This window comes from Pantoea cypripedii, assembly GCF_002095535.1.
Classification (GTDB): domain Bacteria; phylum Pseudomonadota; class Gammaproteobacteria; order Enterobacterales; family Enterobacteriaceae; genus Pantoea; species Pantoea cypripedii.
The window spans coordinates 732333-744986 of sequence record NZ_MLJI01000001.1; the positions used below are offsets into that span (position 1 = coordinate 732333).

Below are 12654 nucleotides of genomic sequence, written 5' to 3' on the forward strand. Positions count from 1 at the left end.
ATCGTCATTTTCAGGCATAAAATTCAGTCTTACTGGTGTGGCAAAAAATTGACGGTATAGTAAGTATAACTTTACAACTACACTAATTTTGCCTCTGGATACCGGTACGTTATGGATTCGCACTCAACGCGTCGCCTCAATCGACAGGATTACAAAACCCTGGCGCTGGCTGCCCTTGGCGGGGCACTGGAATTTTACGACTTCATCATCTTTGTGTTTTTCGCTGCGGTCATCGGTGAGCTGTTCTTCCCGGCTGATATACCGGAGTGGCTGCGTCAGGTGCAGACCTTTGCCATCTTTGCGGCAGGTTATCTGGCGCGTCCGCTGGGCGGCATCATCATGGCGCACTTTGGTGACAAGGTTGGGCGTAAGAAGATGTTCAGCCTGAGTATCCTGCTGATGGCTCTGCCGACGCTGGCGATGGGCGCGTTGCCGACCTACGCCAGCATCGGGATTGCGGCTCCGTTATTGATGCTGTTACTGCGCGTATTGCAGGGAGCGGCTATCGGTGGCGAAGTGCCTGGCGCATGGGTGTTTGTGGCGGAACATGTACCGGAAAAACGCGTCGGTTTTGCCTGTGGTACCTTAACGGCGGGCTTAACTGCCGGGATTCTGCTCGGTTCGCTGGTGGCAACCATTATCAATACCTCACTGACCCCGGCGGCGATTGCCGATCATGGCTGGCGTATTCCGTTCTTCCTCGGCGGGGTGTTTGGTCTGCTGGCGATGTATCTGCGCCGCTGGCTGCATGAAACACCGGTGTTTCAGCAAATGCAGCAGCGTAAAGCGCTGGCCGATACACTGCCGCTGCAAACCATCCTGGCGCATCACAAACGTAGCATTGTGATTTCCATGTTGCTGACCTGGCTGCTCTCCGCCTGCATTGTGGTGGTGATTCTGATGGCACCAACCCTGATGCAAAAACAGCACGCGATTCCGGCTGCGCTCAGTTTGCAGGCCAACAGCGTTGCCACGGTGATGCTGCTGTTTGGCTGCGTCATCGCGGGTTGGGTGGTCGATCGCTTCGGTGCGGCGCGCACGCTGGTGGTGGGGTCATTGTTGCTGGCTATCGCCAGCTGGAATTTCTTCCATCAGCTCGACGGGACGCCAGAGATGTTGTTTGTCTGGTATGGCCTGGCGGGACTGTGCGTTGGTGTTGTGGGGGTGGTGCCGTTTGTGATGGTACGCGCCTTCCCGGCGTCGGTGCGTTTCACCGGTATCTCCTTCTCCTATAACGTCGCCTACGCCATCTTTGGTGGTCTGACCCCGATTAGCGTGACGCTAATGATGCGTCTGACGCCGATGGCTCCCGCCTGGTATGTACTGGCGCTGGCGGGTATTGGCTTCGTCGTGGGTATCTGGCTGTTGCGCGATAACCGGCAGGAAAGTGTGCAGCTTGATGGCCCCATCCACACCTCATAAATGTTCACGCGGAGCCAGCAGGCTCCGCGTGGCTATCAGCGGGTGGCACCAATCGGCAGAATAGTCCTTCCCCATTGTTCATTCAGCACTTCGCCCATCGCCAGATAGATGGCGCTGGCACCGCACACCAGGCCGATCCAACCCCCTATGCGTACCAGCAGGGTGTTATCGATCAAATGCCCAATTGACAGCATGGCAAACAGCACCGTCAGACTGGCAAAAACAAATTGCAGCATCAATGGGCCGGTCAGAGTACCGAAGAACAAAAACAGCGTGAATACGCCCCATAAGCCGAGATAGGCGCCAAGGAAATGGCTATCGGCGGCTTCCGCCAGTCCCATTTTGGGCAGCAGCAGAATCGCCACCAGCGTCAGCCAGAAGCTCCCGTAAGAGGCAAACGCCGTCAGACCAAAGGTGTTACCTTTTTTAAATTCCAGCAGGCCAGCAAAAATTTGCGCCAGGCCGCCATAAAAGATGCCCATCGCCAGAATGATGGTGTCCATCGCGAAGAGTCCGGTGTTGTGCAGGTTGAGCAGAATGGTGGTCATACCGAAACCCATTAAGCCCAGCGGCGCAGGATTCGCCAGAGAGATGTTGCGCATAGTTCCTCAGAGGTAATGTTGTGTAGACCCCTCGTTGTGGGGGCGCTGCATAATAATCAGCCACCACAAGGGCATCTTTGATCTGAAAGGGGGGAGATAATTAAAATTTTTTAGTTTTAACCCTTGATGCGCTTCGAAGCGGCCCCATCTAGTTGTCATCGAGTGTTGTGGAGCAGGAAAAAAAGCCTGCTCAGGCAGTTGAAAGCGGCAAGAATTGCCCGCATCTCTGCTTCACAACCCAATTTGGCACAGAATTTAAGTGGGAGACGTTTAGATGGGTAAGATTATTGGTATTGACCTGGGTACAACCAACTCTTGTGTTGCGATTATGGACGGCACTAAAGCACGCGTGCTGGAGAATGCCGAAGGCGATCGTACCACGCCTTCAATTATTGCTTATACACAGGATGGCGAAACTCTGGTCGGTCAACCGGCTAAACGTCAGGCGGTGACTAACCCGCAGAACACTCTGTTCGCGATTAAGCGCCTGATTGGCCGTCGTTTTCAGGACGAAGAAGTGCAGCGTGATATCAAAATCATGCCGTACAAAATCACCGCAGCAGATAACGGTGATGCATGGCTGGAAGTGAAAGGCCAGAAAATGGCTCCGCCGCAGATCTCTGCGGAAGTGCTGAAAAAAATGAAGAAAACCGCGGAAGATTTCCTCGGTGAGCCAGTGACTGAAGCGGTGATTACCGTTCCGGCTTACTTCAACGATGCACAGCGTCAGGCCACCAAAGATGCTGGCCGTATCGCGGGCCTGGAAGTAAAACGTATTATTAACGAACCGACTGCTGCGGCGCTGGCTTACGGCCTCGACAAAGGCCAGGGCAACCGCACCATCGCGGTATACGACCTGGGCGGCGGTACGTTCGATATTTCCATCATCGAAATCGACGAAGTTGATGGCGAAAAAACCTTTGAAGTTCTGGCAACCAACGGTGATACCCACCTCGGTGGTGAAGACTTCGATAGCCGTCTGATCAACTACCTCGTTGCTGAGTTCAAGAAAGATCAGGGCATCGATCTGCACAACGATCCGCTAGCGATGCAGCGTCTGAAAGAAGCTGCAGAGAAAGCAAAAATCGAACTGTCTTCTGCCCAGCAGACTGATGTGAACCTGCCGTACATCACTGCGGATGCGACTGGTCCTAAGCACCTGAACATCAAAGTGACCCGTGCGAAACTGGAATCACTGGTTGAAGACCTGGTTGCGCGTTCTATTGAGCCGCTGAAAGTGGCACTGCAGGATGCTGGTCTGTCAGTTTCTGACATCAACGATGTCATCCTGGTGGGTGGTCAGACGCGTATGCCGCTGGTTCAGTCCAAAGTTACCGAGTTCTTTGGTAAAGAACCGCGTAAAGACGTGAACCCGGATGAAGCCGTTGCCGTAGGTGCTGCGGTACAGGGTGGTGTGCTGGGTGGTGACGTGAAAGACGTGCTGCTGCTGGACGTAACCCCGCTGTCACTGGGTATTGAAACCATGGGTAGTGTGATGACTTCGCTGATCAGCAAGAACACCACCATCCCGACCAAACACAGCCAGGTGTTCTCGACTGCTGAAGATAACCAGTCTGCCGTGACCATTCACGTGCTGCAGGGTGAGCGTAAACGTGCCAGCGACAACAAATCTCTGGGCCAGTTCAACCTCGACGGTATCCAGTCTGCACCGCGCGGTATGCCGCAGATCGAAGTCACCTTCGACATCGATGCGGATGGTATCCTGCACGTGTCGGCGAAAGACAAAAACAGCGGTAAAGAGCAGAAGATCACCATTAAAGCTTCTTCTGGCCTGAACGAAGAAGAGATCGAAAAAATGGTACGCGACGCGGAAGCGAATGCGGAATCTGACCGTAAATTCGAAGAGCTGGTGCAGACGCGTAACCAGGGCGACCAGATTGCGCACAGCACCCGTAAGCAGCTGGATGAAGCCGGTGACAAGCTGTCTGCCGATGACAAAGCACCGATTGAATCTGCGCTGAACGATCTGAACACCGCGCTGAAAGGCGAAGACAAAGCCGAAATCGAAGCGAAGATGCAGGCTCTGATGCAGGTTTCCAGCAAACTGATGGAAATGGCACAGCAGCAGGGTCAGGCAGGCGCAGCTGACGCTGGCGACGCTTCCGCGAAGAAAGATGACGACGTAGTCGACGCTGAATTCGAAGAAGTTAAAGATAAAAAATAATTGCCCCTGACCGGGCGCGACGGCTGGCCTGACAGCCGTTGAAACCAGCACGGGCGTAGGAGATCTCTCCACGCCCGTGCGATCATGTTAAGGGCAGAAGATGGCGAAGAGTGATTTTTACGAGATCTTAGGCGTCTCTAAATCGGCAGATGAGCGCGAAATCAAAAAGGCGTATAAGCGCCTGGCGATGAAGTATCACCCGGACCGTAACCCGGGCGATAAAGAAGCCGAAGCGAAATTCAAAGAGGTTAAGGAAGCCTACGAAATTCTGACCGACGCACAGAAGCGTGCGGCCTACGACCAGTACGGTCATGCAGCGTTTGAACAAGGCGGCATGGGCGGTGGTGGATTTGGCGGCGGCGGCTTCGGTGGCGGTGGTGCTGATTTCAGCGATATCTTTGGCGACGTATTTGGCGATATTTTTGGTGGTGGCCGCCGTCAGCGTGCTGCCCGTGGCGCCGATTTACGCTACAACATGGACCTGACGCTGGAAGAAGCGGTGCGCGGCGTGACCAAAGAGATCCGCATTCCAACCCTGGAAGAGTGTGAGGTCTGCCACGGCAGCGGCGCGAAGGCGGGTACGCAACCCCAAACCTGTCCGACCTGTCATGGTGCCGGTCAGGTGCAGATGCGCCAGGGCTTTTTCACTGTGCAGCAGGCGTGTCCGACCTGTCATGGTCGCGGCTCGGTGATTAAAGATCCGTGCAACGCCTGTCATGGTCACGGTCGTGTTGAGCGTTCGAAAACCCTGTCGGTGAAAATCCCGGCTGGCGTTGATACCGGTGACCGTATCCGTCTGAGCGGAGAAGGGGAAGCAGGTGAGCATGGCGCACCGGCTGGCGATCTTTATGTTCAGGTGTCAGTGAAAAAACACCCGATCTTCGAACGTGAAGATAACAACCTGTACTGTGAAGTGCCGATCAACTTCGCGATGGCAGCCCTGGGTGGCGAGATTGAAGTGCCGACCCTGGATGGTCGTGTGAAGCTGAAAGTACCGTCAGAAACGCAGACCGGTAAATTGTTCCGCATGCGTGGTAAAGGTGTGAAATCAGTACGTGGTGGTGCGGTGGGTGACCTGCTGTGCCGCGTGGTGGTGGAAACCCCGGTTAGCCTGAATGACAAACAGAAAGCGCTGTTGCGTGAACTGGAAGAGAGTTTTGGCGGCCCGACCGGTGAGAAAAACAGCCCTCGCTCCAAGAGCTTCTTTGATGGCGTGAAGAAGTTTTTTGACGACTTAACCCGCTAAGTTTTTCTGCGTCATCCTGAAAGCCAGCGCTACGCCGCTGGCTTTTTTATTGCCTGCTTTCCCGCAATCATTCGGTTTTTTCGAACCTGGCCTAATAAATAATCTGTTTTTTTCGAGTTAATATTGTCGTTAAGCTAATCGCCTTTTTACTATTCGCTTACAACAAGGAATCTGGACGTGAATATACGTTTGAAAAAATTGCTTAACAGCGACGCCAGCAGCGGCGTCGTGCTGATTATTGCCGCGGCCATTGCCATGCTGTTGGCTAACAACACCAACACCCACCAGGGTTATCTCGACCTGCTTAACATTCCGGTGGAGTTCCGCTTTGGTGCGCTGGACATCAGCAAAAATTTGCTGCTGTGGATCAACGATGCGCTGATGGCGGTGTTCTTCCTGATGGTTGGCCTGGAAGTGAAGCGCGAAATGGTGATGGGGGCGCTGGCCCGACGCGATCAGGCGATTTTCCCGCTGATTGCGGCGCTTGGCGGTATGGTAGTACCCGGCTTAGTGTTCCTGCTTTTTAACGTCGGTGATGCAGCCACCCGCAGCGGCTGGGCCATTCCCACCGCAACTGATATCGCTTTCGCGCTGGGTATCCTGGCACTGCTGGGTAGCCGGGTTCCGCCTGCGCTGAAAATTTTCCTGATGGCGCTGGCGATCATTGACGATCTGGGCGCTATCGTGATTATCGCGCTGTTCTATACCAGCGATCTTTCCGTGTTGTCGCTGGGTGTGGCGGCAGGTGCGATTGTGGTGCTGGGCATCATGAACCTGCTGAATGTGCGTAACACCGGTTTGTATTTGCTGGTGGGGCTGGTGCTGTGGACCGCGGTGTTGAAATCCGGCGTGCATGCCACTCTGGCGGGCGTGGTGGTGGGTTTCCTGATCCCGCTGAAGAAGAAAGAAGGCCATTCTCCGGCCATCCATCTGGAGCACGCGTTGCATCCGTGGGTACGCTGGCTGATTCTGCCGCTGTTTGCCTTCGCCAATGCTGGCGTTTCGCTGGCAGGAGTGACACCTGGTAGCCTGTTCTCGCTGCTGCCGCTCGGCATCATGCTGGGGCTGTTTATCGGTAAACCCCTTGGCATCACGCTGTTTTGCTGGCTTGGTGTAAAAACCGGGGTAGCGAAGTTACCCGATAATACCTCGCTACGCGATATCGCTGCCGTCGGCGTGCTGTGCGGCATCGGCTTTACCATGTCGATCTTTATTGCCTCGCTGGCGTATGGCGAAGCCGCTCCCCAGCTGATCACGCTGGCGAAGCTGGGTATCTTGCTGGGATCGATAATCTCAGCCATCGTCGGTTATTTCCTGCTGTGGCGACGTCTGCCGCGTCAGGTGGCATAAGCTGACGCAGGGAGAGCGCAGATGTCACATATCAACTACAACCATCTTTATTACTTCTGGCATGTCTGCCGTGAGGGTTCGATTGTCGGTGCGGCGGAGGCGTTATTCCTCACGCCGCAAACCATCACCGGGCAGATCAAGGCGCTGGAAGACCGTCTGCAAGGCAAACTGTTTCGCCGCCAGGGACGTGGGCTGGTTCCGACGGAGCTGGGGCAGCTGGTGTTTCGCTATGCCGATCGCATGTTTATGCTGAGCCAGGAAATGCTCGATATCGTCAACTACCGCAAGGAATCCCATCTGTTGTTTGATGTCGGCATCGCCGATGCGTTGTCCAAGCAACTGGTCAGTAAGGTGCTGGAGGCGGCGGTAGTGGCCGATGAGAAGATACATCTGCGCTGCTTTGAATCGACGCACGAGCTGCTGCTGGAGCAACTGAGCCAGCATAAACTGGATATGATCGTTTCCGACTGCCCGATTGATTCGACGCAGCAGGAGGGGCTGTTCTCGGTCAAGCTGGGCGAGTGTCCGGTCAGTTTCTGGTGCAGCGCGCCCTGGCCGGAACAGGCTTTCCCTGCCTGTCTGGAACAGCGGCGTTTGCTGATTCCAGGCCGTCGTTCCATGCTGGGACGTAAGCTGCTGAACTGGATCCACAGCCAGGGATTGCAGGTTGAGATTCTTGGCGAGTTTGATGATGCCGCATTAATGAAGGCGTTTGGTGCGCAGCATAACGCGATTTTTGTCGCCCCTACGCTCTACGGTGATGCCATTTATCGTGATGATACGATTCAGGAGATGGGGCGTCTGGACGCGGTGATGGAGGAGTATCACGTGATTTTTGCCGAGCGTATGATTCAGCATCCGGCGGTGCAGCGCATCTGTCATGGTGACTTCAGCACGTTGTTCAGCGGCAAATAACAGGCAGAAAAAAACCGGCTTAGCGCCGGTTCTTTCACAAAGCGATTAACAGACGGGCGATTAAGCCAGTTTGTTGATCTGTGCAGTCAGGTTTGACTTATGACGTGCAGCTTTGTTTTTGTGGATCAGACCTTTAGCAGCCTGACGGTCCACGAGCGGTTGCATTTCGTTGAATGCGTTCTGCGCAGCAGCTTTGTCGCCTGTTGCGATAGCCGCGTATACTTTCTTGATGAAAGTACGCATCATAGAACGGTTGCTCGCGTTTTGCTTGCGACGTTTCTCAGATGTTACGGCGCGTTTCTTAGCTGATTTGATATTAGCCAAGGTCCAACTCCCAAATGTGTTCTATATGGACAAATCAAAGGCCGAGGACTATGCCTTTTGTGCCTTCTTTTGTCAATGGATTTGTGCAAATAAGCGTCGTTTTACAAACGACACCCGGTTACGTAATTGATGGCGCAAGATTCTACCAGCATCACCTCGTTGAATACAGTATTTCGCAATAAAATTCTCAAGATCGCACCTAAGCCCCTGCTTGCACGCGGAATAAGCTGTCGCAGACGCAGGAAAGGCACGTATACGGGTTAACCTGAACGCTATTCAAGGGTATAATCCGCCGATTTCCACCGGTTTGAGTCAGCCATGAAGTTTATCCGCGGTATTTACAATCTCAATGAGCAGCATCGCGGCTGCGTCCTGACCATTGGTAATTTTGACGGTTTCCATCGCGGCCATCAGGCATTGATGGCAGAGCTGATTGAAGAGGGCCGTAAGCGCCAGTTGCCGGTGATAGTGATGCTGTTTGAACCACAGCCGCTGGAGCTGTTTGCCGGTGATAAAGCGCCGGCACGCCTGACGCGTCTGCGTGAAAAGCTGAAGTATTTACAGCAGGCAGGTGTGGATGAGGTGTTATGTGTCCGCTTCGATCGCCGCTTCGCTGCCCATTCGGCACAAAGCTTTATCGCTGAACTGCTGGTGGAAAAGCTGAACGTCAAATTCCTCGCAGTCGGCGATGATTTCCGCTTTGGTGCTGGTCGCCAGGGCGATTTCCTGTTATTACAGAAAGCCGGTACGGAATATGGCTTTGATGTCATCAGCACCCAGACTTTTTGTGATGGTGTTGGTATACGCATCAGCAGTACCGCGGTGCGGCAGGCGTTGGCGCAGGATGACTTTGCTCAGGCGCAGGCATTGCTGGGCCATCCCTTCAGCATTTCAGGCCGCGTGGTGCACGGTGATGCACTGGGGCGCACCATTGGTTTTCCCACCGCAAATATCCCTTTACGCCGCACGGTAACGCCGGTGAAAGGCGTATTTGCGGTTGAAGTACTGGGCCTGGGTGACGAACCTATCCCTGGCGTTGCCAACATTGGTACGCGCCCGACGGTAAAAGGTCTGCGTCAGCAGCTTGAAGTTCACCTGCTCGACACAAATATGAATCTTTATGGGCGTCACATTGAAGTGGTGCTGAGGCATAAGATTCGCAGCGAACAGCGTTTCGCCTCGCTGGATGCCCTGAAAGAACAAATAGCGAAAGATGTGGTGACGGCCCGACATTTTTTTGGGCTAAAAACACCGGTTTAATGACCGAAATACGGAACCGAGAATCTGATGAGTGACTATAAATCTACCCTGAATTTGCCGGAAACGGGGTTCCCGATGCGTGGCGATCTGGCTAAACGCGAACCGGGAATGCTGCAACGTTGGTATGATGACAACCTGTACGGCATCATCCGCGAAGCCAAAAAAGGGAAAAAAACCTTTATTCTGCATGATGGCCCTCCCTACGCGAACGGCAGCATTCATATTGGTCACTCCGTTAACAAGATTCTGAAAGACATTATCGTTAAGTCGAAAGGCATGGCGGGCTTTGATTCGCCTTATGTACCGGGCTGGGACTGCCACGGTCTGCCGATCGAACACAAAGTTGAGCAAATGATTGGTAAGCCGGGCGAGAAAGTCAGCGCGGCGGAATTCCGTGAAGCCTGCCGTAAATACGCGGCGGAGCAGGTGGAAGGGCAGAAAAAAGACTTTATCCGTCTTGGTGTGCTGGGTGACTGGGATCATCCGTACCTGACCATGAACTTCCAGACTGAAGCTAACATCATCCGTGCACTGGGCAAAATCATCGGCAATGGTCACCTGCATAAAGGCGCGAAGCCGGTGCACTGGTGTCTGGATTGCCGCTCGGCGCTGGCTGAAGCGGAAGTCGAATACTACGACAAAACTTCTCCGTCTATCGACGTGATGTTCAACGCGCTGGATGCTGATGCGGTGCGTGCCAAATTTGGCGTCACAGCGTCTGAAGGCCCGGTTTCTCTGGTTATCTGGACCACCACCCCGTGGACCATGCCAGCCAACCGCGGTATCTCTCTGCATCCGGAATTTGAATACCAACTGGTGCAAATCGAAGGCCGTAGCCTGATCCTCGCCAAAGACCTGGTAGAAAGCGTGATGAAGCGCGCCGGTATCAGCGAGTGGCGTGTGCTGGGTGAGTGCAAAGGCGCGGCGCTGGAGCTGCAACTGTTCCAGCATCCTTTCCTGGAGAACATCCAGTCGAAAGTGGTGCTGGGTGAGCACGTCACCCTCGAAGCCGGTACCGGTGCGGTGCATACCGCTCCGGGTCACGGTCCTGATGACTACGTGATTGGTCAGAAATACGGCCTGGAAACCGCTAACCCGGTTGGACCGGATGGCGCGTATCTGCCGGGTACCTACCCGACGCTGGACGGCGTTAACGTATTTAAAGCCAACGACATGATCGTTGAGCTGCTGAAGGAAAAAGGCGCGCTGTTGCATGTGGAAAAACTGCTGCACAGCTATCCGCACTGCTGGCGTCATAAAACGCCGATCATCTTCCGTGCGACGCCGCAGTGGTTTATCAGCATGGATCAGAAAGGCCTGCGTGCGCAGTCGCTGAAAGAGATCAAAGGCGTGCAGTGGATCCCGGACTGGGGCCAGGCGCGTATCGAAGCGATGGTGGCCAACCGTCCGGACTGGTGTATCTCCCGTCAGCGCACCTGGGGTGTGCCGATGGCGTTGTTCGTCCATAACGAGACCGAACAGCTGCACCCGGATACGCTGGAGCTGATGGAGAAAGTGGCACAGCGTGTGGAGCAGGATGGCATTCAGGCGTGGTGGGATCTCGATCCGCGCGATCTGATGGGCGACGACGCTGACAACTACACCAAGGTGCCGGATACGCTGGATGTGTGGTTCGATTCAGGATCAACCAGCTATGCCGTGGTTGACGCCCGCCCGGAATTTGAAGGCCATAGCCCGGATATGTATCTGGAAGGCTCGGATCAGCATCGCGGCTGGTTTATGTCTTCACTGATGATTTCTACCGCGATGAAAGGCAAAGCGCCGTACCGCCAGGTACTGACGCACGGTTTTACCGTGGATGGTCAGGGCCGCAAAATGTCGAAATCCATCGGCAACACCGTCGCGCCGCAGGATGTGATGGACAAGCTGGGCGCAGACATTTTGCGCCTGTGGGTCGCTTCAACCGATTACTCCGGTGAAATGGCGGTCTCTGATGAGATCCTGAAACGTTCAGCGGATGCCTATCGTCGTATCCGTAACACTGCGCGTTTCCTGCTGGCTAACCTGAGCGGCTTCAATCCGGCGACCGATAAAGTCAGCCCGGAAGAGATGGTGGTGCTGGATCGCTGGGCCGTAGGCCGTGCACAGGCGGCACAGGCGGATATCGTGGAATCCTACGCTAACTACGATTTCCATGAAGTTATCCAGCGTCTGATGCAGTTCTGCTCGATTGAGATGGGGTCGTTCTACCTCGACATCATCAAAGACCGTCAGTACACCGCGAAGGGCGACAGCCTGGCGCGTCGCAGCTGCCAGACCGCGTTGTGGCACATCGTGGAAGCGCTGGTTCGCTGGATGGCACCGATCATGTCCTTCACCGCAGATGAAATCTGGGGTTACCTGCCGGGCGATCGTGCGCAATACGTGTTTACCGAAGAGTGGTACGACGGCCTGTTTGGTCTGGCGACAGACGAAGCGCTGAATGATGCTTACTGGGCTGAACTGCTGAAAGTACGCGGTGAAGTGAACAAGGTTATCGAGCAGGCGCGTGGCGATAAACGTATCGGCGGCTCGCTGGAAGCAACGGTTACGCTGTACGCGGATGCGGAACTGGCGGCTAAATTGCAGGCGCTGGGCAATGAGCTGCGTTTTGTCCTGCTGACCTCCGGTGCCACGGTGGCGGATTACGCCACGGCGAGCGACGAAGCACAGCAGAGCGAATTGCTGAAAGGTCTGAAAATCGCCTTGCATAAAGCAGAAGGCGAGAAATGTCCGCGCTGCTGGCATTACACTACCGACGTTGGTCAGAACCCGGAACACGCGGCGGTCTGCGGACGTTGTTACACCAACGTGGTCGGCGACGGCGAAGAGCGTAAGTTTGCCTGATGAGTAAAGCTATTCTCTCAACCGGATTGCGCTGGCTGTGGCTGGTGCTGGTGGTGATTGTTGTCGATTTCGCCAGTAAGCAGTGGGTCATGAATAACATGATGCTGCACGAAACGCGGTCGCTGATGCCGTTCCTGAACCTGTTCTACGCGCACAACTATGGCGCGGCGTTCAGTTTCCTGGCGGACAAAGGTGGCTGGCAGCGCTGGTTCTTTGCCGGTATCGCGATCGCTATTGTGGTCGCGTTACTGGTGATGATGTATCGCAATCCTGCCCGCAACAAGTTAACCAACATTGCTTACGCGCTGATTATCGGCGGGGCATTAGGTAACCTGTTTGATCGTGCTTACCACGGGTTCGTGGTCGATTTTATCGACTTCTATATCGGTGACTGGCACTTCGCGACCTTCAACATCGCCGACTGCGGGATCTGCATCGGCGCGGCGCTGGTGGTGCTGGAGGGCTTCTTTAGCCCGAAAGGCAAACAGGTTAAAGATTAAGGG

General features: G+C 54.7%; 10 protein-coding genes. 8 read left to right on the plus strand and 2 right to left on the minus strand.

Annotation, left to right across the window (positions count from 1 at the left end):
- The first annotated feature begins 111 nt into the window (after window positions 1–111).
- Window positions 112–1422: an MFS transporter gene (locus HA50_RS03275; protein WP_084872549.1), complete on the plus strand. Its 1311-nt coding sequence runs from the start codon at window positions 112–114 to the stop codon at window positions 1420–1422.
- A 35-nt stretch (window positions 1423–1457) separates the two neighbouring features.
- On the opposite strand, the gene satP is transcribed toward HA50_RS03275, so the two are convergent.
- Entirely contained in the window at window positions 1458–2024 is a 567-nt protein-coding gene (gene satP / locus HA50_RS03280; RefSeq protein WP_084872552.1) for an acetate uptake transporter, read from the minus strand.
- A 274-nt stretch (window positions 2025–2298) separates the two neighbouring features.
- Between satP and dnaK the strand changes: the two genes are divergently transcribed.
- The 4 genes from dnaK (at window position 2299) to nhaR (ending at window position 7720) form a co-directional block, all read left to right on the plus strand.
- Window positions 2299–4209 carry a molecular chaperone DnaK gene (gene dnaK, locus HA50_RS03285; RefSeq protein WP_084872555.1) on the plus strand — a complete coding sequence of 637 codons (1911 nt, stop codon included), beginning with the start codon at window positions 2299–2301 and terminating at the stop codon, window positions 4207–4209.
- Window positions 4210–4309: 100 nt separating this feature from the next.
- A complete protein-coding gene (dnaJ, locus tag HA50_RS03290) occupies window positions 4310–5455 on the plus strand; it encodes a molecular chaperone DnaJ (RefSeq protein WP_084872557.1) in 1146 nt (381 codons plus the stop codon).
- Window positions 5456–5632: 177 nt separating this feature from the next.
- Window positions 5633–6805 carry a Na+/H+ antiporter NhaA gene (gene nhaA / locus HA50_RS03295; protein ID WP_084872560.1) on the plus strand — a complete coding sequence of 391 codons (1173 nt, stop codon included), beginning with the start codon at window positions 5633–5635 and terminating at the stop codon, window positions 6803–6805.
- A gap of 21 nt (window positions 6806–6826) precedes the next feature.
- The gene (gene nhaR / locus HA50_RS03300) at window positions 6827–7720 is read left to right on the plus strand and encodes a transcriptional activator NhaR (protein WP_084872563.1); all 894 of its coding nucleotides are present in this window, start codon (window positions 6827–6829) and stop codon (window positions 7718–7720) included.
- A gap of 60 nt (window positions 7721–7780) precedes the next feature.
- Here the strand turns inward: nhaR and rpsT are convergent, their stop codons facing one another.
- Complete coding sequence (gene rpsT / locus HA50_RS03305; protein WP_084872566.1) at window positions 7781–8044, minus strand: 30S ribosomal protein S20; 264 nt, start codon at window positions 8042–8044, stop codon at window positions 7781–7783.
- A 318-nt stretch (window positions 8045–8362) separates the two neighbouring features.
- Here rpsT and ribF point away from each other — a divergent pair, with 318 nt between their 5' ends.
- Genes ribF through lspA form a run of 3 tightly spaced genes read left to right on the plus strand, consistent with a single transcriptional unit; the run spans window position 8363 to window position 12651 of the window.
- The gene (gene ribF / locus HA50_RS03310; protein ID WP_084872569.1) at window positions 8363–9304 is read left to right on the plus strand and encodes a bifunctional riboflavin kinase/FAD synthetase; all 942 of its coding nucleotides are present in this window, start codon (window positions 8363–8365) and stop codon (window positions 9302–9304) included.
- A 27-nt stretch (window positions 9305–9331) separates the two neighbouring features.
- Complete coding sequence (ileS, locus tag HA50_RS03315; RefSeq protein ID WP_084872572.1) at window positions 9332–12151, plus strand: isoleucine--tRNA ligase; 2820 nt, start codon at window positions 9332–9334, stop codon at window positions 12149–12151.
- Window positions 12151–12651, plus strand: coding sequence for a signal peptidase II (lspA, locus tag HA50_RS03320; protein WP_084872574.1), 501 nt, complete (start codon window positions 12151–12153; stop codon window positions 12649–12651). The genes ileS and lspA overlap by 1 nt, the downstream gene beginning before the upstream one ends.
- Window positions 12652–12654 lie beyond the last annotated feature (3 nt).

Excerpts from the sequence above, each read along its gene's own strand:
- ribF (WP_084872569.1), top strand. The coding sequence starts at position 8,363 with ATGAAGTTTATCCGCGGTATTTACAATCTCAATGAGCAGCATCGCGGC.
- nhaR (WP_084872563.1), top strand. The coding sequence starts at position 6,827 with ATGTCACATATCAACTACAACCATCTTTATTACTTCTGGCATGTCTGC.
- dnaJ (WP_084872557.1), top strand. The coding sequence starts at position 4,310 with ATGGCGAAGAGTGATTTTTACGAGATCTTAGGCGTCTCTAAATCGGCA.
- HA50_RS03275 (WP_084872549.1), top strand. The coding sequence starts at position 112 with ATGGATTCGCACTCAACGCGTCGCCTCAATCGACAGGATTACAAAACC.
- dnaK (WP_084872555.1), top strand. The coding sequence starts at position 2,299 with ATGGGTAAGATTATTGGTATTGACCTGGGTACAACCAACTCTTGTGTT.
- ileS (WP_084872572.1), top strand. The coding sequence starts at position 9,332 with ATGAGTGACTATAAATCTACCCTGAATTTGCCGGAAACGGGGTTCCCG.
- satP (WP_084872552.1), bottom strand. The coding sequence starts at position 2,024 with ATGCGCAACATCTCTCTGGCGAATCCTGCGCCGCTGGGCTTAATGGGT.
- lspA (WP_084872574.1), top strand. The coding sequence starts at position 12,151 with ATGAGTAAAGCTATTCTCTCAACCGGATTGCGCTGGCTGTGGCTGGTG.